This window comes from Saccharospirillum mangrovi, assembly GCF_003367315.1.
In the GTDB taxonomy this organism is placed as follows: domain Bacteria; phylum Pseudomonadota; class Gammaproteobacteria; order Pseudomonadales; family Natronospirillaceae; genus Saccharospirillum; species Saccharospirillum mangrovi.
The window spans coordinates 2,769,771-2,792,758 of the sequence record NZ_CP031415.1; the positions used below are offsets into that span (position 1 = coordinate 2,769,771).

A 22,988-nucleotide genomic window follows, 5' to 3' on the forward strand; every position below is an offset into this window, starting at 1 on the left:
CAGTCGATGAATGCCAAGGCAGCTTCCGGGCTGCCTTTTTTGTGCGCGTGCGATTCACCCGCCAATCCAGTATCCTCGCGGCCAACTTCCGCACTGAAACCGAACGCATGCCCTGGCTACAAATCCGCATTCCGACCGACCCCCGCCACACCGACGCCATCGAAGACGCCCTGCTGCTGGCCGGTTGCCAGGCGGTAACGTTGATCGACACCGAAGACCAGCCGGTATTCGAACCGATTCGTGGCACCACGCCATTGTGGCAACACACCACGGTGCAAGGGTTGTTTGAAGAAAACGTCGATGCGGCAGCGTTGCAGGCGAGCATCGAACAGTTTGTCGCCAACGAAGGCATTCAACTCAGCGGTGCCATTCACACCGAAATTCTTGAAGACAAAGATTGGGAACGCGCCTGGATGGACGCGTTCAAACCGATTCCGTGCGGGCCACGTTTGTGGATTTGTCCGTCCTGGCTGGAGCCGCCCAAACCGGAAGCGATCAATTTACGTCTCGACCCGGGCCTGGCATTCGGCACCGGCACGCACCCGACCACCTTTTTGTGTCTGCAATGGTTGGATGCACAAATAACCGGCGGCGAACGCCTGCTCGATTACGGCTGCGGTTCCGGCATTTTGGGACTGGCCGCCTTGTTGTTGGGCGCGCAAGAAATGGATGGCGTCGACATCGACCCGCAAGCGCTGGACGCCACTCGCGCCAACGCGGCCAACAACGACATTGAGGAAGCGCGCTTTAACGTCTGGATCGACAACCGCCACCTGGCACCGGGTTATGACGTTCTGGTTGCCAACATTCTCGCCGGTCCGTTGTGCGACCTGGCGCCGGTGTTGTGTGAGCGATTGATTCAGGGCGGCCGGTTGGCGCTGTCGGGCATTTTGTCGCATCAGGCCGATGCGGTGATGGAAGCCTACCGCCCGTGGATTAACCTCGACGCACCGGTTGAACACGACGGCTGGGTTCGCCTCAGCGGAACCAAGTTGTGATCAACCGACGCCTCTCATAAACTGAATTGCCCGGCGCAGACTGCGACCGGACTACTTTTACCGCGCACGGATGCCGACGATTCGAATGGCCATGGCTGAAACCTTCATTACCCAGTGCCCACATTGCAGTACCTCTTTTCGCATTACCGATGAGCATCTTGCCGTTGCCAATGGTTCAGTGCGTTGCGGTGCGTGCTTGCAGGTATTCAGCGCGCGCAACCATTTGCTGAAAGGCAATTTCAAAAGCAAGGCCACGCCGAATCAGCCACCGGCTAAATCATCCGCGCCGACCAAACCGGCACGCGCAGCAACCGCCAAAGCCGATCCGGATGGCGACGATTTTCCGTTTGAAGACGATCCGAACGACGACTTCGAAGATTTTATTTTTGCCGACGACGATGACCTGCTGTCGGAAAACACCGACGACGAACTGGACGAACTCAGCGACGCCTTCCGCGATTTAAGCGACGACGCGCCGGCACGCCCCGCCGCCAAACCCAAACAAACGCCACCCAAAGCACCGGAAGCCAGACCTTCCGAAATCAGCCCCGCAGAACCCAGCTTCAACATCGACCCGGACTCGGACGACGAAGTGGAATCCGCCTGGGTTCTGGACGACGACGATGACCAGGACGACGAACCGGAAACCAGCGGCAGCCACGCAGCGCAATTGGCGCAACAGCTGAGCACGACGGATTTCGATTTCAGCGCCGACGCCTATTCGTCCCGCCGCCGCTGGCCGAGCCTGATGATCATCGTATTGCTGCTGGTTACGCTGACGGGCGAGTTGGCCTGGTGGCAGATGGACCGCTACGCCCGGCTCGACCCCTGGCGCGGTTTTTATCAAACCGCTTGCGATGTCATGGGGTGTGAATTGCCACCGCAACAAGACCTGGCAAACGTCAAACCCAGCAACGTGCTGGTACGCAATCACCCGACGGTGGCAAACGTCAAATTGCTCGATGCCATTTTGACCAACCAGGCACCGTTCCGGCAGCCGTTCCCGACGCTGATTCTGGAATACACCGACATCAACGGAGCGCGCGTCGCCGACCAGGCCTTCCTGCCCAGCGACTATCTGCGCGGTGAACTGACTGGCATCAAACTGATGCCGACCAATACGCGCATTTATGTGTCGATTCCGTTCCAGGCGCCCAGCGCCGACGCCATCAACTATCAGCTGCGCACCGCGCCTGGCCCCGGCTGAGGCGGCAAAACCAGCTGTTCAAAAAGCCACCACAAACACCGATGTTTGAGTGATGTCAATCTTTAAGTTCGACCACTAAGTCAGTATCATTCCCCGCCCCTGAGCTGAGCAATTTTTAACCGCCTGTCGTGTTTGCCATTGGCCCATACCAGTTCGATCGACCCACGGTGCTGGCCCCTATGGCCGGTGTGACCGATCGTCCGTTTCGCACACTGTGCCGTGAATTGGGTGCGGGTTTGGTGGTATCGGAAATGGTTACCAGCGACACCCGGTTGTGGGACACCGCCAAGTCGCGGCAACGTCTGGATCACGATGGCGAAGCCGGACCGATCAGCGTGCAGATTGCCGGTGGCGACGCTCAGATGATGGCCGAGGCGGCGCGCGCCAACGTAGCGGGCGGCGCCCAGATTATCGACATCAACATGGGTTGCCCGGCGAAAAAGGTGTGCAACAAAGCCGCCGGTTCCGCGCTGATGCGCGATGAGCCTTTGGTACGCGAGATTCTTGAAGCCGTGGTAGCCGCTGTCGATGTGCCGGTCACATTAAAGACCCGCACCGGCTGGGCACCGGATCAGCGCAATGCGGTACGCATCGCGCGCATGGCCGAAGACATCGGCATTCAGGCGTTAGCGGTGCACGGCCGTACCCGGGCCGATGCGTATCGCGGTGATGCTGAGTACGACACCATTGCCGCTGTGAAAGCCGCGGTGTCGATTCCGGTGCTGGCAAACGGCGACATCGATGGCCCGCTCAAGGCGGCCGAGGTGCTGCGTTACACCGGCGCCGACGGCGTGATGATTGGCCGCGCAGCACAGGGCAACCCGTGGATTTTCGCGGCCATCAACGACTACCTGGCGACCGGCGAATTGCGACCGGCGCCCGAACTGAACGTTGTTGCGCAGACGTTGCACGACCACGTACAGGAACTGCACCGTTTTTACGGCGACTATCTGGGCGCCCGCATCGCCCGCAAACACGTAGGCTGGTACCTCAAGGACCAGCAGGTGGACCGCCCCACCCTCAAAGCATTCAATGCCCTGGAGCAGCCAACGGCCCAGCTTCAGTGGTTGAACCAATTGTTTGATCGTTTGATTTCTTTAAAGGAAACAGCCGCATGAGCCTCGACACCTTCGTCACCGATTCTTCCAACGCCCAGCCACAGCACAACGACACCTTCCAGGTCGATACATCCAAAGAACAACCGCAAACCCTGCGCGACAGCGTTGAAGTGGCGATGCGCAATTATTTTGCTCATCTGGAAGGCCAGGACGTGGCCAACGTTTACCAGATGGTGATGAGTGAAGTGGAAGCGCCGATGCTCGAAGCGGTGATGCGATTCTGCCGCGACAACCAGACCAAAGCCTCGAAAGTGCTCGGCCTCAACCGCGGCACCTTGCGTAAGAAACTCAAGCAATACGGCCTGCTGTAAGCGGCCACCAAGGCGACCTCCGGGTCGCCTTTCGTTTTTCTGGCTTCCTGATTTTTTGACCAATCGATCGACTTTCCGCCCGTGAGGACCGCATGACCCTAGCCCCGCAACGTGCCCTGCTCAGTGTTTCCGACAAAACCGGCATTCTCGACTTCGCCCGCGCCCTGCATGAACGCGGCGTGGAACTGCTGTCCACCGGCGGCACCCATCGCCTGCTCAGTGACGCTGACATTCCGGTGCGCGAAGTGTCGGATTACACCGGCTTTCCGGAAATGATGGCCGGCCGCGTGAAAACGCTGCACCCGAAAGTGCACGGCGGCATTCTGGGTCGGCGTGGCACCGACGATGCGGTGATGGCCGAACACGGCATCGCACCGATCGATCTGGTGGTGGTGAATCTGTATCCGTTCGCGGCCACCATCGCCAAACCCGATTGCACACTGGGCGACGCCATCGAGAACATCGACATCGGCGGCCCGACCATGGTGCGTTCAGCGGCCAAGAACCACAAAGATGTCGCCATCGTCGTCAACAGCGGCGACTACGACACCCTGCTTGCCGAATGGGACGAAACCGGCGGGTTGAGTGCCGCCACCCGCTTCCGCCTGGCGCGTTCTGCGTTCGAACACACCGCTGCCTACGACGGCATGATTGCCAATTACCTGGGCAGCGTGGACGCCGAAACAGCGCCCGCCAGCGTACCGGCGCGTCGTGATTTCCCGAACACCTTCAACCAGCAATGGCAGTTGAAAGACGTGATGCGCTACGGCGAAAACCCGCATCAGAAAGCGGCGTTTTATGTCGATGCCGAACCGCTGGAAGCCAGCGTTGCCACCGCCCAAAGCCTGCAAGGCAAGGCGCTGAGCTACAACAACATCGCCGATACCGACGCCGCGCTGGAATGCGTCAAAGCCTTCAGCGCGCCGGCCTGTGTGATCGTCAAACACGCCAATCCGTGTGGCGTCGCCACTGGCGCCAACTTGCTCGACGCCTACAACCGCGCGTTCCAGACCGACCCGACGTCGGCCTTTGGCGGCATCATCGCTTTCAACGGTGAGTTGGATGCGCAGACGGCCAAAGCCATTATCGAGCGCCAATTTGTGGAAGTGATCATCGCGCCGTCGGTGTCGGCTGCCGCGGCTGAGATTGTTGCCAGCAAACCCAACGTGCGTTTGCTCGCCTGCGGCCAATGGCAAAACGCCGTCGCCGGTTTCGATTTCAAAAAGGTCAACGGTGGTTTGCTGGTGCAGGATCGCGACCTGGGTCGAATCAGCGCTGCTGAGTTGAAAGTGGTCACCAAAATCGCCCCGACCGACGCCCAACTGGCCGATCTGCAATTCGCCTGGTCGGTCGCCAAGTTCGTTAAGTCGAACGCCATCGTTTACGCCCGCGACGGCCAGACCATTGGCGTCGGTGCCGGCCAGATGAGCCGCGTCTACAGCGCCAAGATCGCTGGCATCAAAGCCGCCGATGAAGGCCTGGAAATCGCCGGTTCTGTGATGGCGTCCGACGCCTTCTTCCCGTTCCGCGACGGCCTCGACCAGGCGGCGGAGATGGGCGTTAAAGCCGTCATTCAACCGGGCGGCAGCATGCGTGACGACGAAGTCATTGCCGCTGCCGACGAGCACGGCATCGCCATGGTATTCACCGGCATGCGCCACTTCCGCCACTGATCCGGAGACTGAAACATGAAGGTTCTGATTATTGGCAACGGCGGTCGCGAACACGCTCTTGCCTGGAAAGCGGCGCAAAGCCCGGCCGTTGAGCGCGTCTTTGTCGCGCCCGGCAACCCCGGCACCGCTAGCGAGCCGGGCATCGAAAACGTGGCTATTGGCGTCACCGATCTCGATGCGTTGGCTGACTTTGCGCAAGCCAACGACATCGAACTGACCATCGTCGGCCCGGAAGCGCCGTTGGTGATTGGCGTGGTGGATCTGTTCGAATCGCGCGGTCTGAAAATTCTCGGCCCGACTCAAGCCGCCGCCCAACTGGAAGGCTCCAAAGCCTTCACCAAGGACTTTCTGGCGCGGCACAACATTCCAACCGCCTTCTATGGCGTGTTCACCGACGCAGCCGAAGCCAAGGCCTACGTCGCCGAGAAAGGCGCGCCCATTGTCGTCAAAGCCGACGGGTTGGCGGCGGGCAAAGGCGTGATCGTCGCTCAGACCGAAGCCGAAGCCTGCGCTGCCATCGACGACATGCTGGCGGGCAATAAATTCGGCGACGCCGGTTCACGTGTGGTGGTCGAGGAATTTCTGGTCGGCGAAGAAGCCAGCTTTATTGTGCTGGTCGACGGCCTCGATGTCGTGCCGTTCGCTTCGTCACAGGATCACAAAGCGCGCGACAACGGCGATACCGGCCCGAACACCGGCGGCATGGGCGCTTACTCGCCCGCGCCGGTCGTGACCGAGACGCTGCACCAACGCATTCTCGATGAAGTGATTTATCCGACCGTGCGTGGCATGCAGGCCGAGGGCAATCGTTATCGCGGCTTCCTCTACGCTGGCATCATGGTCGCGCCCGACGGCACGCCCAAGGTGCTGGAATACAACTGCCGTTTTGGCGACCCGGAAACCCAGCCGATTATGCTGCGCTTGCAGTCCGATCTGGTGGAGCTGTGTCTGGCGGCCGTCGAAGGTCGGCTGGCCGGTATGCGCACCGACTGGGATCCGCGCCCGGCATTGGGTGTGGTTCTGGCGGCCGGCGGCTACCCGAACGATTACCGCAAAGGCGATGTGATTCGGGGTCTGGACGCGAATTTTGCCGCCGACACCAAAGTTTTCCAGGCCGGCACCGCCACCAACGCCGATGGTCAGGTTGTCACCCAGGGCGGCCGGGTGTTGTGTGTGACTGCGCTGGGCGACAGCGTTGGCGCGGCGCAACAGGCGGCCTATCAAGCCGCTCGTCTGATCGACTGGCCGGATTACTTCTACCGCACCGACATTGGTCATCGCGCCATCAACCGCCGCAGTAACTGACCGGCTGGACGGGCAGGCCGCTCGCCAGTTGGGGCGGCTGTAACAGGACGTTATACTCGCTCGACACCGTTCGAGAGACTTGCCCATGCGCCATCACGCTCCCACCGCCCGCCGTTTGTTGGCCGTACTCTGGCTGCTGTTGATGACGGGCGCGGCGTTGGCCGATCCGGTGTTGCTGAATCAGGAACGCTACCGGCTGAACATTCTGATGGACGCCGACTACCTCGACGACCCGGGCAACACGCTGCAACTGGCCGATTTGCTCGACGACGAGATGGCCAACCGCTTTACCCCGGTCCACCAGAACATTCTCCGCAACGGCATCTTCGACGGCAGCCACTGGTTGCGATTGAGCCTGACCAACCCAGACGGCCAGCCGCAATCGGTCAACTTTCTGGTGGAAAGCCACGCCAATCACACCATCGAACTGTATTACCCGGATGTCGACGGCCACTACCAAAGCGTTCGTTCCGGCGCGGCCGTTGCGCTGGCCGACCGGCCCGAACCGCTCGGCACCTATGTATTGCCGATGTCGTTGCTCGCTGGCACGCACACGCTCTATCTCCGTCTGGCATCACAAGATCCACTCAACACCCAACTCTGGTTGATGGACCGCGCCACTTTGCAGGCGTCGCTCGGCATCAATCTGGGATTGCACACCGCTTTATTGGCGTTGCAGCTGTTGGGGCTCGGGTTCGTGTTAGTCGCCTTGGTGCGTTATCCGCACCCGGCACTCGGCTGGGCTACGGTGTTCGGCGTTGGCCTGACCCTGCTTTGCGCCGGCTGGAACGGCCTGGCGTCCGCGCTGCTGCCGCACTGGGCGTTTGTCGACATTGGTGCTCGCAACACCGGCGGCATTCTCGGCTTATTAGGCCTGACCGGCTTGGTGGTGCAATCACGCCAGGAACACTTCAGTCGTTGGCTGAAAGAAACGTTGCGCTGGGTGCTGCGCGGCCTGTTTCTAATGACCGCCATCGCGCTGATGCCGATGACGCGCGGACTCGGTGGCGTCTTGCTGCTGATGGCGCCGCCAGCACTTATCGCCTTGTCGCTGGGCTGGCTGTACCGCCGTCAGACAAACCTGCGCTACGAATATTGGACGCTGGCCGGCATGGTGTTCTCGGTACTGGTGTTTTTGTTAATCGTTGGTTCCAGCGCGGGTTTGCTGCTCAGCGTTTCGACCAATGCGCTGTTGCTGCATCTGGCGGCGGTGACCGCCAGCTGGATCATTTTGCGTGCGGCCTATCATCGCGCCCGTTATCGCGATGCCAATCTGGTCGCCAACAGTCTGAATTTGCCCGTGCTGCACTGGCCGCTGATGCGCAAGCTCAATCATGAAATGCGCGGTCCGATCAACGGAGTGCTCGGCATGGCCGAATTGCTGCAAGACACCAGCCTGTCGGCGCATCAACAGGAATACGTCAACACCATGCAGGCGGCGGGTTTTTCACTGCTGCGCCAGGCGGATCAACTGCAGAATCTGGTACGCATCGGCTTGAATCGACTGCCTGAGAGCAAGGATGAATTCGACCTCTACGATTTGCTCGAAGACGCAGTTCAGCCCTATTCCCGCCTGGCACACGCCAAACAACTGGAATTGGTGATGGACGTGGCGCCGGAACTGCCCAGTCGGTATCGCGGCAACGCCCAGATCATCACTCAGATTCTGTCGAACCTACTCGACAATGCGCTGGCTTACACCGAAAACGGGGAAGTGCTGGTGCAGGTAAAACCCTGGACCGGACACCGCATTCGCTTCATCGTGACCGACACCGGACCGGGCCTGCCCAAGGAACGCAAAGACAGCCTGTTCGATTTTCCCACCTCGTTTGAAGACAGCGTTTTGTCGCCACGCGAAGTCTATCTTGGGCTGCCAATCACCCGAGTACTGGTGGGCTTACTCAACGGCCAGCTGTCGTATTCCAGCGAACTGCGCATTGGCTCCACGTTCTGGGTGGATTTGCCGATCCCTGAAGTCACCGACAGCGACGAAGCCAATGCCCAGACCTCTGGCGATCTGGCCGACATCCGCCTGATGGTAGTGGACGACAACCTGACCTGTCGCAAAGTCATCGAACACCTGGGCAAGAGCTGGGGCATGGATGTGTTGACGGTCAGCAACGGCCAATCGGCGCTCGCCAATTTGCACAACGAATATCACAAGGGCACGCCCATCGACGTGCTGGTGCTCGACCAGAACATGCCGTCGATGACCGGCACCGAACTGGCCGAACGTCTGCGCAGCGACGAAGCCCTGAACCGCGACATTCTGATCATTATGTTGACTGGGGTTGATGTCGGTCAGGTCGAACTTGACGAGAGCCGACTTAATATTCAGTACCTGTTGACCAAACCGGTTTCCGGGCGAGCGCTCAAGCAAACGCTGATGCAAGCCCTGCCAGACATCCTGCACAATCGGGAAAATCACCATGCCAAGAAATCTCTCTTTTTCTGATCGCCTGTTCGACAAGCTCGATAACGCGCTGAAAACACTGACGCCCGGCGCGGTTGGTGCGGCCCATCCGTCGCCGGGCCGCGATCACCAGGCGCCCGATCTCAGTGACGACGAACGCCGGCACTTTGCCGGTCTGATGCGCATCAATCACACCGGCGAAGTCTGTGCTCAAGCGTTGTATCAAGGTCAGGCGACGACAGCGCGCTTACCGGAAGTCCGCGAATCCATGCAACAGGCCGCCGATGAAGAACTCGATCACCTGGCCTGGTGTGAACAGCGCGTCAACGAACTGGGCGGGCGTACCAGTCTGCTGAATCCGCTGTTTTATGCGTTGTCGTTCGCGCTCGGTGCCGGCGCTGGAATCGCAGGAGACCGCTGGTCGCTGGGGTTTGTCGCCGCCACCGAAGATCAGGTCAGTGGGCATTTACGCGATCACTTGCAACAGATCGGTCAACGCGACCTGCGCAGTCGCGCCATTTTGAAACAGATGTTGGAAGATGAAGAACGCCATTCACACAACGCCATTGCAGCGGGCGGACAAGTTTTTCCGGAGCCGGTTAAACAGTTTATGACGGCAATTTCAAAGGTCATGACGCGCAGCGTCTATCGGGTGTAACGGGAAAAACAGCGGGCAAGAAAAACGGGAGGCGCCTAACAGCAGCCTCCCGTTCGCTAGTACAGATCAGAAATCAGGCGCGGCTCGGAACCACTTCGCGGGATTCGAACAACCGACCGGCCAACTGCTTAATGTCACGCAGCAACACCGGCTTGGAACGAGTCCAGGAATAAACGGACGCCTGTTGCTCCATCGGCAATTCATCCAACCACTCGCGCAAACGGCTGACCACATCGATGGCCGACAGTTTGGACAAATTGTCTTCCAGCGCCTGCAACTCTTCCTGATAGTGATTCAACTGTTCGCCATACAGCGAATTGAAGTATTGGCACAGCATCAACAGTCGATGCACCGCCGGGTACTGCGTCAACGCATGGCTGGCGCTGCCGGCAAACTGCTCCGGATTAAAAGCCTGCCAGGCCGATGACAACGAACGATCCAAGCCATCGCTGACTGCTTCTTCGCTGGCACGACGGTGCTGTTCCGTTTGTTGTGAACGCCAGGCGCGGGTATGCAACCAGCAGGTCATAGACATCAGGGTGTGACCAAAACGCGGGTTCCGTGCCAGCGATTCAATGCCGTTCAACGCACGCATGGCTTTGGCCTGCTGCAAACTGACAGCAATGTTTTCCGGCTCGCTGCGAGCATCACGACTCAGTGCAAAACACGCCGGCCACCAGGACACCAACGGGCGAATGGCCTCTTCCAGCCAGATAACCCAGGCAGTAAACCGCTGGCTGTGTTCGGCAGGCAGAATACCGGCAAACCATTCCATTTCAGTCTGGATGTTACCAAGTGTGACCAGCAACGCTTGCAGATGACGCCATTGCTGGCTGATCCAGAACAGATCCCAATGCGATTGCAGACGTTCCAGTTCGTAACCCATCAAGGCGCAAAAAGCACTTTCCATACTTTGCTGCGCAACGATGGCGGGCAGCGGAACATTCAAAGAGGCATTGCCGTCGAGCAAGCGATAGCCACGTTCCGCCTTGGAAAGATCAGACGGCACCAAAGGCACGCTTTCAGTCAATTTCATCGCCAGATCGAGCAGTGACGGCAGTTCACCGCTTTTCAATTCCAGTTCCACTTCACTGATCGGTTGCTGCTGGGTTTCGGTCAGAATTTTGCCTTCATCCAGCACCACTTCGATTTCAGCACCCAGGTGCGTCACCATCCAACGGTGGCGGTGGAAGTGGGTGGCAAACAGCGGTTGCAGATCGGATTCTTTCAATCCAGCGGGTAATTGGTCGGCGGGCAATAACGACAAATCCAACGAACCATCGGGACGTTCGTTTTCCCATTCATCGCGCTGATGCAAACCGCCAACGTTAGAGCCGCGGGTTTTCAGAGTCTGCACCCAATGATCGCCAGCCTTGCGCAAACGCAATGCGGAACCGGCTTTGGTTAAACGTTGATCAGCGGTGTCGTAATAGCGGTTTTCCAGATGCCGCGACCGGCTGTCCAATGCAGCCAAAATCGGGTGGGCTTTAAAAGCCGCTGTCGCATCCGATTGGATGCTCAATTTCAGTTCGATTTCCTGGCCCATAGGACGGTTCGCTCCACAATGGCTTATCGTTATTATCAGTTGCCCTGCGGCGGCAGTTGCTTCCGCTCGAGGTCAGTTGCTCAGTTTACCTGCCAAACCGGGCGGGTCCACCACGGTTTGGCGATTTGGATCACACTTTACTTCGAATGTCAGGGTTTTGTCAGCCCTTATACCGGTCCAGGCCCATTACTCATGTTGCGTGAGTAGAAAATCTCCTGCATTTCACGCCACAACGCCCGCATGATGTGTTCCCGCTCGGTTGCCGGAAATTCATCAACACCGCTGCCAAACAAATAGTTGTCCAGCTGAAAATCCTTCAACAACATCTTGGTGTGGAAAATGTTTTCCTGATAGATGTTGACGTCGATCATTTCATAGGCCGCCTTCGTATCTTCGGCCAGATAATTCTGAATCGAATTAATCTCGTGATCGATGTAGTGCTTACGGCCGTCAACGTCACGGGTAAAACCGCGCACCCGGTAGTCCATGGTGACGATGTCGCTGTCAAACGAATGAATTAAAAAGTTGAGTGCTTTGAGCGGCGAAATGACACCACAAGTGCTGACATCGATGTCCGCCCGAAAGGTGGAAATACCATTGTCCGGATGACTTTCCGGATAGGTATGTACCGTGATGTGACTCTTATCCAGATGTCCAACAACGGTACTCGGTATGGGGCCCGGTGAGGCTTCCGCGTGATCTTCTTCATTACCCACCGGATGCTCGGAAATCAAAATGGTGACACTCGCGCCGTGCGGCTCGTAATCCTGGCGGGCGACGTTCAGCACATTGGCACCAATGATTTCTGTGACGCGCGTTAAAATGTCGGTCAAACGATCCGCGTTATACACCTCGTCAATGTAGGCGATGTATTCCTTTTGGTGCTGTTCCGTCTTGGCGTAATTGATGTCGTAAATATTAAAGCTGAGCGACTTGGTCAGATTGTTAAAGCCATGCAAACGTAATTCGTCGTTCATCAATTAATACTCCCCAAAAACCGAGACGGTGGTCAGAAAACAACCACCGGCGACATCGTTCCAGTACACCTTGATCAAAGCTCAACCACCTCATAGCTGTGAGTTATTTCGACACCACCTTTTTCCAGCATCAACGATGCCGAACAATATTTTTCCGCAGACAATTTGACCGCTCGTTCAACCATATTTGGTTTCAGATCATGGCCGCTGACGATGAAATGTACATGAATGCGCGTGAACACCGCCGGAATGGTGTCGGCACGCTCGGCTTGTAATTGCGCCTGACAATCAACCACATCCTGACGGCCTTTGCGCAAAATATCGACCACGTCATAACTGGTGCAGCCACCGAGTCCGCACAGCACCAGTTCCATCGGACTCGGGCCGCGGCTGTCACCGCCGTCTTTAGCAGCCCCATCAACAAAACCGTGATGGCCGCTGTCCGATACATACTCGAAGGCCTTGTCACCGGCCCAATGAATAGTTGCCTTCAATTTTCATTTTCTCCATTGTTGATAGCTCTTGGCGTCGGCGAAGATTACCACAGCGCCGGGGTCGGGCAGGACCGCCATCACACAAATTCGTTCCGGTCGTAGCCAGATGCGGACCCATCGCCCATAATGACTAAATCTGCGCCGCTATTGGCGCGCCATACAGCCTGGATCGGCCATTGGCGGTCGCTCTTAAGGACAACAGCCCCGGTCAGAATGCGGTCGCCCGGGCCATACGAAAACAGGATCGACTCGTACTATGGTCAGACAGCCACTCGAACATACTCATCTCGATTATTTCCTGTCGCAATGCCACCGCCGACGTTATCCCTCCAAGACCACGCTGATTTACGCTGGCGACAAGAGCGATTCGCTGTTCTATATCATCAAAGGCACCGTCTCGGTCATCATCGAAGACGACGACGGTCGTGAAATGATCATGACCTACCTGAACACTGGCGACTTCTTCGGTGAGCTGGGTTTGTTCGACAACCTGGATTCGCGCTCGGCCTGGGTCAAGACCAAGACCGAATGTGAAATCGCCGAAATCTCCTATAACAAATTCCGTGAAATCACTCAGGACGACGCTCGCATCCTGTATTTTATCGGCGAGCAAATGGCCAGCCGCTTGCGCGCCACCACCCGCAAAGTGGGCGATCTGGCGTTCCTGGATGTTACCGGCCGCGTCGCCCGCACCTTGCTCGATCTGTGTCACCAACCCGATGCCATGACTCACCCGGAAGGTATGCAGATCAAAATCACCCGCCAGGAAATCGGCCGCATCGTTGGCTGTTCCCGTGAAATGGTCGGTCGAGTACTGAAGAATCTCGAAGAGCAAGGCTTGGTTAATGTCAAAGGCAAGACCATGGTGGTGTTCGGTTCGCGCGAATTCTTCCAGCAACGCTGACGTTGGCGTTTCCCTAGTCCTCACGGAATTCGTTATCATGGGCCTCCACACTGGAGGCCTTTTTCCTTGACCGATTTCGTTCATCTGTTCCGCAACAGCGCGCCTTATATTCATGCCTACCGCGGCAAAACGGCGGTCATCTGGTTACGTGGCAAAGTATTGAGCCAGGCTGCCGTTCAATCGTTGGTAGCTGACCTGGCACTGCTCAACAGCCTCGGATTGAAACTGGTCATCGGCTTTGATGCCGAAGAAGCAGAAGGCGCCCGCCTCGACAGCGAAGCGCCCATCGATACCACGACCATGGACGCCATCCTGGCGCGCATCGGTCATTGGCGTTCACGTCTGGAAGCGCATTTCAGCCAGGGCCTGTCCAATTCCCCCATGCACGGGGCACGCATCCGTGTGATTGGTGGCAACTTTGTTACTGCCCGCCCGGCTGGTGTAGTCGACGGGACCGACCTTCTGGCGCAAGGTAGGGTGCGCCGTATCGACCATCAGGCCATTCGCGGTCACCTCGATCAGGGCCACATCGTGTTGTTGCCGCCGCTGGGTTATTCCGTCACTGGCGAAGTCTTCTACCTGGCGCCAGATCATCTGCTGGTTGAAACCGCGCGTCGTCTGGATGCCGACAAACTGGTGATCATCGGTGACGACCCTTTACCGCTGACCGATCATCAAAAAGAGCTGACCGCTTTCGAGTTAAGCCAATGCCTCAGCCGGCTTGACAGCGAACAAGCTGGCAGTCGCGAATTGCGTGCGGCCCTGGCCGCTAACGACGCGGGCATCGGCCGTTGCCATGTGATCGACGGCCAACAAGACGGCGCACTGCTGGGCGAACTGTTCACCCGAGACGGCGTTGGCACCATGATCGCCCGCGATCGTTACGACACCTTCCGCGCCGCCCGCACCGACGACATCAACGGCATTCTGGCACTGCTGCATCCGCTGGAAGAAGCGGGCATTCTGGTACGGCGCAGCCGGGAAAAACTGGAAAACGAAATCGACCATTTCTACGTCAACGAACGCGACGGCATGATCGTCGGTTGCGCGGCACTGTACCCGATGGCCGATACCAATCCACCGGTAGCAGAACTCGCCTGCGTGGCTGTGCATCCGGATTACCGTCAGTCCGGTCGGGGCGACGCGCTCTTGAGCGCACTGGAAAAACGCGCCCGCCAGGAACGCATCGAACGCTTGTTCGTGCTGACCACACAAACGGCGCACTGGTTTGCCGAGCGTGGTTTCGAGTCTGCCCCGGTCAGCGATCTGCCGCCGGGCCGGCAGCAGCTGTATAACTACCAGCGCAACTCCAAAGTCTATTTTAAAACGCTCTGAACCCTTGGAGACCGCATGACATTTATCGACCAACTTCAGGCCCGCTGGCAGGCAGGCACCCAACTCTGTGTCGGCCTCGACCCTTTCCGTGAGCGCTTCCCGGCTCGATTCCAACAGCACAAAGACGGCATCGAACAGTTCAACAACGCCATCGTCGATGCTACGGCCGATCTGGTCTGCGCCTTCAAACCTCAGTTTGCGCACCACGCCGCCGAATCGGCCGAAGCCCAGCTCAAAGCCAGCATCGGCTATATAAAGCAGCAATATCCGAACGTTCCGGTGATTCTCGACGCCAAACGCGGCGACATTGGCTCAACGGCCGCCATGTACGCCCGCGAAGCCTTCGAACATTACGGCGCTGATGCCGTCACCGTGAATCCTTATATGGGCGCCGATACCGTTCTGCCGTTTGCCGAACATCGCGACAAAGGTGTTATCGTGCTGTGCCGCACGTCCAACCCAAGTGCCAGAGATTTTCAGGATCAGCTAATCGACGGCGAGCCTCTGTACATTCACGTAGCCCGTCGGGCGCAAGACGCTTGGAATGGGAACGGCAATCTGTGTCTGGTGGTTGGTGCGACGGCACCGGAAGAAATGGCGCGCATTCGTGCCGCTGCGCCAGACTTACCCTTGCTGGTGCCCGGCATTGGCGCTCAAGGTGGGGATCTGGCTGCCACCGTCCGTTACGGCCAAACCGCACCGGGACGAGGGTTGATGATCAACGCATCCCGCTCGGTACTCTATGCCAGTGAAGGCGATGATTTTGCCAGCGCCGCCCGACAGGAGGCGCTGACCTTGCGCGATCAGATTCAGGCGCTGGCGTTTGCTTAAATCGGGCAGACCGCGCCAGTACCTTTCAAGCCGCAATAGCCGAGTGGGTTCTTGTACAGATACTGCTGGTGGTAAGTCTCAGCAAAGTAAAATGCCGGCTTGGGCGCCAACTCTGTAGTGATCGGGCCTTTGCTCAGCGAATCCAATTGCGACTGGAAGACTGCCAACGTATCGCGCGCGACCGCCAATTGGGCCTCGTCACCATAGACCGCAGAGCGGTACTGAGTGCCAATGTCATTACCCTGGCGCATGCCCTGAGTCGGATCGTGGGCTTCCCAAAAAGACTTCAACAACTTCGCTAACGGCAACACGGCCGGGTCGTACACCACCCGGACAATTTCAGTGTGTCCGGTGCGACCCGAGCAGACTTCTTCATAAGTCGGATTCGGTGTCGAGCCACCGGCATAGCCCACCGCCGTGTTCACCACACCTGGCAACTGCCAGAAATGCCGCTCAGCGCCCCAGAAACAGCCCATGCCCAGGAAGATTTCCTCGCAGCCGTCGGGGGTGTCACGCATATCGATGTCCAGGACGAGATGGTGGTAATCGACGTCCAGCGGCTCCGAACGACCGGAAAGAAGTTCGTCGGCACTGGGCATGAGAGTGGATCGGGCCATGATGGCGCTCCTGCTTGTCGGAAATAAGGATCAGCTATGAAATCGCCAGGCCAGCGGCCTCGCGTTGCAGCCTAGATGCGCGCCAACTATAGTGTTTTCAACACCCGCTGAGGAAGTATTGATGACCAAAGAACAACGCCGTTTTCAGCGCATCGCCTTCGATGCCCGAGTCGCCCTGGAGTTTGGCGACCAGCACTACCTCGGCGTGCTGCGCGACATCAGTCTCAAGGGCGCCTTGATCATGTTGAATGAAACGACCCCGCACATTGCTACCGGTCAGATTGGTCAACTCAAAGTTCGATTGGATCAGGGCGATGTGGAAATGCAGATGGAAATCACCGTCGCGTACGTCCATCCCCAGCGCCAGGCCTGTGGCGTTAACATCCTGTCCATGGATGTGGACACCGCCTCGCATTTGCGTCGACTGGTTGAAGTCAACCTGGGCGACGCCGAAGCGCTGCAACGCGAGCTGAGTAATCTAATCGACGCTATGGAAGCCGAATCCTGACTAAAACCGCACCATTTTTGGGCGACGGCCATTTTTGACGGCCAATTCCGAACAAAAAAGGTGCCGTTTTCTTCCCTCTTATTCGTCGCTATCTTCGGCGAAAAATTCGGTATAATGCCGCCTGCAACCGATTACGGACGCCTATCGGTTTGGTGGTTGTGGAATATGAAAAACATCGTTGATGTTTTTGAAAAGATATGACACTTTCACTGCTTTCCATTGGACGGGTTGGCTTATTGGCCAACCCGTTCTTGTTTCAATTGCCGGCCTTCAAAAGAGGTTGGCAGTCGTCAGTCACAACAAAAGAGGATCATTCATGAAACCCATCGCTGAACATTGGCGACTGAGCCTGGCTGCTGCGTTGATCGCAGGTGTTGCCCTGGCCGGTTGCTCACAAGACGAAGAGAGCACAAGCAGTGCCCAGTCTGCACCCGCCGCTACTCACCCGGTTACCGGTGAAAAGCTGGCTGCAGAACAAGTGTTCCGTTATCAGGCTCTGGACGAAGTTTCTTCCTTCGACCCGCAAGTGGTTGAAGATGTCGACGGCTCCTACATCTCTCGCGACCTGTTCGAAGGTCTGCTGAACGCCGACAAAGATGGCAACCCGGTTCCTGGCGTTGCTGAGCGTTACGAATCTACCAACAACAACCAAACCTGGACTTTCCACCTGCGCAACACCGCCAAGTGGTCTGACGGCAAGCCGGTCACCGCAGGCGATTTCGTCTACGCCTGGCGCCGTGCTGTTGATCCGGAACTGGCGTCCCCGTACGCCTGGTACATGTCTTTGATGGCGCTGAAAAACGTTGACGCCGTCCTGGAAGGCGACCTGCCGGGTGAAGAGCTGGGCGTAACCGCCCTCGACGATTACACCCTGGAAGTTCAACTGGAGCGTCCGCTGCCTTACTTCCCGCAGATGGTTATGCACTCCACCACCTTCCCGTCACCGCAATGGGTAATCGACGAGTACGGTATCGAGTGGACCCGTCCGGGCAATCTGGTTGGTAATGGCGCTTTCACTCTGACCGAATACGTCATCGGTGAGCGTACTGTGCTGGAGCGCAACCCGCTGTACTGGAACAACGCCGAAAACCTGATCGATCGCGTTGAAGCCTACGTCATCAACGACGAAAACCAAGGCCTGACTCGCTACGAAGCCGGCGAACTGGACAAAACTGACATCCCGGCCGGCCAATACCCGCGTCTGGAACAGCAGTCTCCGGAAGAAGCCCACGCGGTTCCGAGCCTGTGCTCTTACTACTATGTGTTTAACAACGAAGTTGCACCGTTCGACGACGTTCGCGTCCGTAAGGCACTGTCTTACGCCATCGACCGCGACATCATCGTTGAAAACGTCACCCAGGGCGGCCAGTTCCCGGGTTACACCTTCACTCCTGAGCTGACCGCTGGCTTCACTCCGCCGACCGTTGACTTCGCCACCATGACTCAAGCTGAGCGCGACGCCGAAGCCAAGCGCCTGCTGGCCGAAGCCGGTTATGGTCCGCAAAACCCGTTGAACTTCGAAATCCTGTTCAACAGCTCAGAAAGCCACCGTGCCATTGCCGTTGCAGTCGCTGCGATGTGGAAAGAAAAACTGGGCGTCAACGCCACTTTGGCTAACCAGGAATGGCAAACCTTCCTGACCACCCGCAGCGAAGGCAACTTCCAGGTAGCACGTGCCGGCTGGTGCGGTGACTACAACGAAGCCTCAACCTTCCTCGACCTGATGCAGTCTGAATCCGGCTACAACGACGCTAACTACGTCTCTGCCGAATACGACCGTCTGGACGCCGAAGCCAAAACCATGACTGACCCGAGCGACAACTACACGCAAATGGAGTTGTTGATCGCCGAAGACATGCCGAATGCTCCGATCTATCACTACACCGAAGTATTCATGCTCAAGCCGTACGTCAAAGGCTGGCGCTATAACGATGTTCAACAGAACACTTACAGCCGCGAGCTGTACATTGTTGAACATTGATCAACTAGCGTAAGAGTCAGGCACCGCCCTTGTGGCGGTGCCTTTTCATATACAGCACGACCTTCCGCCACCTTATCCGTGATTAAACCTTTGTTTTCATAGCTTTACGGCGCAGTCACTGCGCAATCCGAGGGAATGTTCGAAAGCTGGAGTGGGACTTTAGTAGAATAGGCGGCGTTTTTTTCAGCAGGCTATAAGCATGATCAACTTCATCATCCGACGATTAGGCGTTGCCATCCCAACGCTGCTGGTTCTTATCGTCATCTCCTTCATCATGATGCACTCGGCGCCGGGCGGCCCGTTCAACAGCGAAAAACCATTGCCGCCGGAAGTACTCGCCAACATTGAGGCCAAGTACGGTCTGGATCGACCGCTTTACCAACAGATCGGCACTTACATCTATAACATCGTTACCCATTTCGATTTTGGTCCGTCTTACAAATTCAAGGACCGAACCGTTAACGACATGATCGAAAGCGGCTTCCCGGTCACCCTCACCTATGGTTTCTGGGCCTTCGTCTTTGCGGTTGTGCTGGGGATATCCTTGGGTGTGATCGCCGCGCTCAAGCACAACACCAAGGGCGACTACTTTGCCGTCGGCTTCGCCATTGTCGGCCAGGTACTGCCCAACTTCGTGATGGCGCCGATTCTGGTGCTGGTGTTCACCCTCCACCTGGGCTGGTTGCCCGGCGGCGGTTGGCGCGGCGGCCAGATTCAATACATCATTCTGCCCGTGGTGGCCTTAGGCACCAGTTTCCTCGCCAGCATCGCGCGTATTACCCGCTCCAGCATGCTGGAAGTGCTGAACGCCAACTACATTCGTACTGCCCGTGCCAAGGGCATGCCGTTTCATCACATCCTGTTCCGCCACACCCTCAAGCCCGCCATGTTGCCGGTCCTGTCTTATTTGGGCCCAACCTTTGTGATCATGATCACCGGCTCGGTCATTATTGACGTCTATTTCACCACCGGTGGGATTGGCGCCTATTTCGTTAACGCGGCCCTGAACCGCGATTACTCGGTCATCATGGGCGTCACTATTTTGCTGGGCGCGCTGACCATTCTGTTCAACACCATCGTCGATATTCTCTACGCCTGGATCGACCCCAAGATCCGGCTCTGAGGGCTTTATTCATGTTGTTACGTTCCAAAAAAACCGCAGTACTCGCGGAAAGTCTGGCCAATACGGAAATGGCCGGCCGCAGCCTGTGGAAAACCGCCATGTTGCGTTTCGCCCGCAACAAGGCAGCCATGTTCAGTCTGTTTATTTTGCTGGCGGTGTTCCTGTTCGCCTACGTTGGCCCGGTGTTCGCCCAGTGGGATTTCGACAAAGTCGACTGGAGCGCCATCGGTAACCCGGCAGTTGCGGGTCGGCCGTCCATCGAAACCGGACACTATTTCGGCACCGATAACGAAGGTCGCGATCTGTTTGCCCGCGTTGCACTCGGCAGTCAGATTTCGTTGATGGTCGGCATCATTGGCGCTGGCATTGCCGTCGTCATTGGCACTCTGTACGGCGCTATTGCCGGCTATTTTGGCGGTCGATTGGACAACCTGATGATGCGCTTCGTCGACATCATGATGTCCATTCCCTACATGTTCTTCCTGATCCTGCTGCTGGTGGCCTTTGGTCGCAGCATTACGTTGCTGTTCATTGGCATCGGCCTGATTTCCTGGATGGACATGGCGCGCATCGTGCGCGGCCAGACGTTGTCGCTGAAAAACAAAGAATTCATCGAAGCCGCCGTTGCCACAGGCTTAGGTTCAATGACCATCGTGCGGCGTCACATCGTGCCTAACCTGATGGGTGTGGTCGTGGTGTTTGCCACCTTGCTGGTGCCACAGATGATTCTGACCGAATCCTTTATTTCCTTCCTCGGTCTGGGCGTGCAAGAACCCATGACATCCTGGGGCGCATTGATCGATCAGGGTTCCGCCACCATGCGTTACGGCACCATCTGGCAACTGGGTTACCCGCTGGGTTTCTTTATCGCCACCCTGGTCAGTCTGTTTTTCATCGGCGATGGGCTGCGTGACGCCCTCGACCCGAAAGACCGTTAAGGCATTGAATGATGAGTTTATTAACCGTGAACGACCTCAGCGTCCGCTTCGACACCCTCGATGGTGAAGTGAGCGCAGTGAATGGTCTGAGTTTTCATCTGGACGCGGGCGAGACGCTCGCCATTGTCGGTGAATCCGGCTCCGGTAAAAGCCAGACCGCTTTTTCCATCATGGGTCTGCTGGCCGGCAATGGCCGCGCCGAAGGCAGCGTTAATTTCGATGGCCGCGAAATTCTGAATCTGCCCGAGCCGGAACTGAACCACATCCGCGCCGACCAGATCAGCATGATCTTCCAGGATCCGATGACCTCGCTGAATCCGTTTATGAAGGTCAGTCAGCAGCTCACCGAAGTGTTGCGACACCACAAAGGGCTGTCGAAACGTGAAGCGCTGGACGAAGCCGTTCGCATGCTGGACGCCGTGCGCATTCCCGAAGCGCGCAACCGCATCCACATGTACCCGCACGAATTCTCCGGTGGCATGCGCCAGCGTGTGATGATCGCCATGGCGTTGTTGCTGCGGCCGCGTTTGTTGATCGCTGACGAACCGACCACAGCATTGGACGTCACCGTGCAAGCGCAGATCATGACCCTGCTTGCCGACCTGCAAAAAGAATTCGGCACCGCCATCATGCTGATCACACACGATTTGGGTGTGGTCGCCGGCGCCTGCGAACGCACTCTGGTGATGTACGGCGGTCGGGTGATGGAATACGGCGACACGGAGCAAGTGTTCGAATCGCCCAGCCATCCCTATACGCGTGGGCTGCTCAAGGCCATCCCGCGTCTGGATCAGGACAGCGGCGAACAGCTGCTGACCATTCCTGGCAACCCGCCCAACATGCTCGACCTGCCCGCTGGTTGCCCATTCCAGCCACGCTGCCCGCACGCCGATGAGCGCTGCGCGCGTGACATGCCGGCCCTGACCGAGCAAAACAGCCTGCACCGGCAACGCGCTTGCCACTTCGAACCGGAGGCCCTGCGATGAGCGAAGCGAAGCAAAAACTGCTGTCGGTCAAGGACCTGAAAGTCCAGTTCGACATCCACGCCAAAGGCGCCATGCCCTGGAGCAAACCGAAGAAACTGAAAGCGGTAAACAACGTTTCTTTCGATTTGTACGAAGGCGAAACGCTCGGCATCGTTGGCGAATCCGGTTGTGGCAAGTCCACACTGGCGCGCGCCGTTATTCGCATGCTGCCGATTGAAGCTGGCGAAATTGTCTGGCTCGGTCAGGACCTGGCACCGTTGAAAGATCGCCAGATGCGGCCGCACCGCAAAGACATCCAGATGATTTTCCAGGACCCGTTGGCATCGCTGAACCCGCGCATGACCATCGGCCAGATCATCGCCGAACCACTGCGCACGCATTTCCCGAAAATGCCACAGACCGAAGTGCAGGAACGGGTGCGCGACATGATGAAAACGGTCGGCCTGCTGCCCAACCAGGTGAACCGATATCCGCACGAATTTTCCGGCGGCCAGTGTCAGCGCATCGGCATCGCCCGTGCGTTAATTCTGAAGCCCAAGCTGATTATTTGTGACGAACCGGTGTCGGCTCTGGACGTGTCAATTCAGGCGCAGGTGGTCAACCTGTTAATGGATTTGCAGAAGAAAATGGGCCTGTCGCTGATCTTCATTGCGCACGACCTGAGTGTGGTCAAACACATTTCAACGCGCATCATGGTGCTGTATCTGGGCAACGTCATGGAACTGGCTGACGCCAAAGATCTGTACAACACACCGCGTCATCCATACACCCAGGCGCTGATTTCGGCGGTGCCGATTCCCGATCCGAAAATTGAGCGTAACAAGGAAGTTATTTTGATCGAAGGCGATTTGCCATCACCGATCAATCCGCCGTCAGGCTGTGTGTTCCGTACGCGTTGCCCAAAAGCTCAGGCACGCTGTGCCGATCAGGTACCGTCGCTGGATTACGCAGCCGGCACGCATCAAGTGGCTTGTCATTTCCACGACTGATCAGCTTGCTGTCATAAAAAAACCGCACCTTGAGTGCGGTTTTTTTTGGCTCATTGATTGTTAAAAATCCAACGGC

General features: G+C 57.5%; 21 protein-coding genes. 17 read left to right on the forward strand and 4 right to left on the reverse strand.

All coding sequences use genetic code 11. The annotated features are described in order from the left end of the window. The first annotated feature begins 41 nt into the window (after nt 1-41). The 8 genes from prmA (at nt 42) to coq7 (ending at nt 9,683) form a co-directional block, all read left to right on the forward strand. Nucleotides 42-998, forward strand: a complete 957-nt coding sequence (prmA, locus tag DW349_RS13180; protein WP_306418337.1) for a 50S ribosomal protein L11 methyltransferase — start codon at nt 42-44, stop codon at nt 996-998. A 91-nt stretch (nt 999-1,089) separates the two neighbouring features. Next, on the forward strand, nt 1,090-2,205 hold the full coding sequence (locus DW349_RS13185; protein WP_162824642.1) for a DUF3426 domain-containing protein: 1,116 nt from the start codon (nt 1,090-1,092) through the stop codon (nt 2,203-2,205). 179 nt (nt 2,206-2,384) lie between these two features. Further along, nucleotides 2,385-3,323, forward strand: coding sequence for a tRNA dihydrouridine synthase DusB (dusB, locus tag DW349_RS13190; protein ID WP_232819362.1), 939 nt, complete (start codon nt 2,385-2,387; stop codon nt 3,321-3,323). Next, nucleotides 3,320-3,634 carry a DNA-binding transcriptional regulator Fis gene (gene fis / locus DW349_RS13195; protein WP_108126417.1) on the forward strand — a complete coding sequence of 105 codons (315 nt, stop codon included), beginning with the start codon at nt 3,320-3,322 and terminating at the stop codon, nt 3,632-3,634. Before dusB ends, fis begins: the two co-directional genes overlap by 4 nt. A 92-nt stretch (nt 3,635-3,726) precedes the next feature. Continuing rightward, nucleotides 3,727-5,307 carry a bifunctional phosphoribosylaminoimidazolecarboxamide formyltransferase/IMP cyclohydrolase gene (gene purH / locus DW349_RS13200; RefSeq protein WP_108126418.1) on the forward strand — a complete coding sequence of 527 codons (1,581 nt, stop codon included), beginning with the start codon at nt 3,727-3,729 and terminating at the stop codon, nt 5,305-5,307. 15 nt (nt 5,308-5,322) lie between these two features. Continuing rightward, nucleotides 5,323-6,612 carry a phosphoribosylamine--glycine ligase gene (gene purD / locus DW349_RS13205; RefSeq protein WP_108126419.1) on the forward strand — a complete coding sequence of 430 codons (1,290 nt, stop codon included), beginning with the start codon at nt 5,323-5,325 and terminating at the stop codon, nt 6,610-6,612. Nucleotides 6,613-6,697: 85 nt separating this feature from the next. Further along, complete coding sequence (locus DW349_RS13210; RefSeq protein WP_108126420.1) at nt 6,698-9,067, forward strand: hybrid sensor histidine kinase/response regulator; 2,370 nt, start codon at nt 6,698-6,700, stop codon at nt 9,065-9,067. Next, nucleotides 9,042-9,683, forward strand: a complete 642-nt coding sequence (coq7, locus tag DW349_RS13215; RefSeq protein WP_108126421.1) for a 2-polyprenyl-3-methyl-6-methoxy-1,4-benzoquinone monooxygenase — start codon at nt 9,042-9,044, stop codon at nt 9,681-9,683. The genes DW349_RS13210 and coq7 overlap by 26 nt, the downstream gene beginning before the upstream one ends. Before the next feature lie 73 nt (nt 9,684-9,756). On the opposite strand, the gene DW349_RS13220 is transcribed toward coq7, so the two are convergent. The 3 genes from DW349_RS13220 to DW349_RS13230 all read right to left on the reverse strand — a co-directional run bounded on the left by DW349_RS13220 (nt 9,757) and on the right by DW349_RS13230 (nt 12,700). Next, on the reverse strand, nt 9,757-11,229 hold the full coding sequence (locus tag DW349_RS13220; RefSeq protein ID WP_108126422.1) for a CYTH domain-containing protein: 1,473 nt from the start codon (nt 11,227-11,229) through the stop codon (nt 9,757-9,759). Between the two features lie 167 nt (nt 11,230-11,396). After that, complete coding sequence (speD, locus tag DW349_RS13225; protein WP_108126423.1) at nt 11,397-12,206, reverse strand: adenosylmethionine decarboxylase; 810 nt, start codon at nt 12,204-12,206, stop codon at nt 11,397-11,399. Between the two features lie 74 nt (nt 12,207-12,280). Continuing rightward, a complete protein-coding gene (locus DW349_RS13230) occupies nt 12,281-12,700 on the reverse strand; it encodes an OsmC family protein (RefSeq protein ID WP_108126424.1) in 420 nt (139 codons plus the stop codon). A 256-nt stretch (nt 12,701-12,956) separates the two neighbouring features. On the opposite strand from DW349_RS13230, the gene crp reads away from it, so the two are divergent. The 3 genes from crp to pyrF all read left to right on the forward strand — a co-directional run bounded on the left by crp (nt 12,957) and on the right by pyrF (nt 15,770). Then, entirely contained in the window at nt 12,957-13,604 is a 648-nt protein-coding gene (crp, locus tag DW349_RS13235; protein ID WP_108126425.1) for a cAMP-activated global transcriptional regulator CRP, read from the forward strand. 66 nt (nt 13,605-13,670) lie between these two features. Then, on the forward strand, nt 13,671-14,939 hold the full coding sequence (gene argA, locus DW349_RS13240; protein WP_108126426.1) for an amino-acid N-acetyltransferase: 1,269 nt from the start codon (nt 13,671-13,673) through the stop codon (nt 14,937-14,939). A 15-nt stretch (nt 14,940-14,954) separates the two neighbouring features. Beyond that, nucleotides 14,955-15,770: an orotidine-5'-phosphate decarboxylase gene (gene pyrF / locus DW349_RS13245; RefSeq protein WP_108126427.1), complete on the forward strand. Its 816-nt coding sequence runs from the start codon at nt 14,955-14,957 to the stop codon at nt 15,768-15,770. Here pyrF and msrA read toward each other — a convergent pair. After that, a complete protein-coding gene (gene msrA, locus DW349_RS13250; RefSeq protein WP_108126428.1) occupies nt 15,767-16,387 on the reverse strand; it encodes a peptide-methionine (S)-S-oxide reductase MsrA in 621 nt (206 codons plus the stop codon). The genes pyrF and msrA overlap by 4 nt on opposite strands. Nucleotides 16,388-16,508: 121 nt before the next feature. Here msrA and DW349_RS13255 point away from each other — a divergent pair, with 121 nt between their 5' ends. The 6 genes from DW349_RS13255 to oppF all read left to right on the forward strand — a co-directional run bounded on the left by DW349_RS13255 (nt 16,509) and on the right by oppF (nt 22,912). Next, nucleotides 16,509-16,895 carry a PilZ domain-containing protein gene (locus DW349_RS13255; protein WP_108126429.1) on the forward strand — a complete coding sequence of 129 codons (387 nt, stop codon included), beginning with the start codon at nt 16,509-16,511 and terminating at the stop codon, nt 16,893-16,895. Between the two features lie 316 nt (nt 16,896-17,211). After that, the gene (locus DW349_RS13260; RefSeq protein WP_108126430.1) at nt 17,212-18,876 is read left to right on the forward strand and encodes a peptide ABC transporter substrate-binding protein; all 1,665 of its coding nucleotides are present in this window, start codon (nt 17,212-17,214) and stop codon (nt 18,874-18,876) included. A gap of 199 nt (nt 18,877-19,075) precedes the next feature. Then, nucleotides 19,076-19,999, forward strand: coding sequence for an oligopeptide ABC transporter permease OppB (oppB, locus tag DW349_RS13265; protein WP_108126431.1), 924 nt, complete (start codon nt 19,076-19,078; stop codon nt 19,997-19,999). 11 nt (nt 20,000-20,010) lie between these two features. Next, a complete protein-coding gene (locus DW349_RS13270) occupies nt 20,011-20,937 on the forward strand; it encodes an ABC transporter permease subunit (protein ID WP_108126432.1) in 927 nt (308 codons plus the stop codon). An 11-nt stretch (nt 20,938-20,948) separates the two neighbouring features. After that, nucleotides 20,949-21,923 (forward strand): oligopeptide/dipeptide ABC transporter ATP-binding protein, encoded by a 975-nt coding sequence (locus DW349_RS13275; RefSeq protein ID WP_162824643.1) that lies wholly within the window; start codon nt 20,949-20,951, stop codon nt 21,921-21,923. Beyond that, a complete protein-coding gene (gene oppF, locus DW349_RS13280; RefSeq protein WP_108126434.1) occupies nt 21,920-22,912 on the forward strand; it encodes a murein tripeptide/oligopeptide ABC transporter ATP binding protein OppF in 993 nt (330 codons plus the stop codon). Before DW349_RS13275 ends, oppF begins: the two co-directional genes overlap by 4 nt. Nucleotides 22,913-22,988: the final 76 nt, after the last annotated feature.

What these genes read in the sequence shown, in the direction of transcription:
- DW349_RS13185 (WP_162824642.1), top strand. Translation starts at nt 1,090, where the DNA reads ATGGCTGAAACCTTCATTACCCAGTGCCCACATTGCAGTACCTCTTTT.
- dusB (WP_232819362.1), top strand. Translation starts at nt 2,385, where the DNA reads ATGGCCGGTGTGACCGATCGTCCGTTTCGCACACTGTGCCGTGAATTG.
- fis (WP_108126417.1), top strand. Translation starts at nt 3,320, where the DNA reads ATGAGCCTCGACACCTTCGTCACCGATTCTTCCAACGCCCAGCCACAG.
- purH (WP_108126418.1), top strand. Translation starts at nt 3,727, where the DNA reads ATGACCCTAGCCCCGCAACGTGCCCTGCTCAGTGTTTCCGACAAAACC.
- purD (WP_108126419.1), top strand. Translation starts at nt 5,323, where the DNA reads ATGAAGGTTCTGATTATTGGCAACGGCGGTCGCGAACACGCTCTTGCC.
- DW349_RS13210 (WP_108126420.1), top strand. Translation starts at nt 6,698, where the DNA reads ATGCGCCATCACGCTCCCACCGCCCGCCGTTTGTTGGCCGTACTCTGG.
- coq7 (WP_108126421.1), top strand. Translation starts at nt 9,042, where the DNA reads ATGCCAAGAAATCTCTCTTTTTCTGATCGCCTGTTCGACAAGCTCGAT.
- DW349_RS13220 (WP_108126422.1), bottom strand. Translation starts at nt 11,229, where the DNA reads ATGGGCCAGGAAATCGAACTGAAATTGAGCATCCAATCGGATGCGACA.
- speD (WP_108126423.1), bottom strand. Translation starts at nt 12,206, where the DNA reads ATGAACGACGAATTACGTTTGCATGGCTTTAACAATCTGACCAAGTCG.
- crp (WP_108126425.1), top strand. Translation starts at nt 12,957, where the DNA reads ATGGTCAGACAGCCACTCGAACATACTCATCTCGATTATTTCCTGTCG.
- pyrF (WP_108126427.1), top strand. Translation starts at nt 14,955, where the DNA reads ATGACATTTATCGACCAACTTCAGGCCCGCTGGCAGGCAGGCACCCAA.
- msrA (WP_108126428.1), bottom strand. Translation starts at nt 16,387, where the DNA reads ATGGCCCGATCCACTCTCATGCCCAGTGCCGACGAACTTCTTTCCGGT.
- DW349_RS13255 (WP_108126429.1), top strand. Translation starts at nt 16,509, where the DNA reads ATGACCAAAGAACAACGCCGTTTTCAGCGCATCGCCTTCGATGCCCGA.
- DW349_RS13260 (WP_108126430.1), top strand. Translation starts at nt 17,212, where the DNA reads ATGAAACCCATCGCTGAACATTGGCGACTGAGCCTGGCTGCTGCGTTG.
- oppB (WP_108126431.1), top strand. Translation starts at nt 19,076, where the DNA reads ATGATCAACTTCATCATCCGACGATTAGGCGTTGCCATCCCAACGCTG.
- DW349_RS13270 (WP_108126432.1), top strand. Translation starts at nt 20,011, where the DNA reads ATGTTGTTACGTTCCAAAAAAACCGCAGTACTCGCGGAAAGTCTGGCC.
- DW349_RS13275 (WP_162824643.1), top strand. Translation starts at nt 20,949, where the DNA reads ATGAGTTTATTAACCGTGAACGACCTCAGCGTCCGCTTCGACACCCTC.
- oppF (WP_108126434.1), top strand. Translation starts at nt 21,920, where the DNA reads ATGAGCGAAGCGAAGCAAAAACTGCTGTCGGTCAAGGACCTGAAAGTC.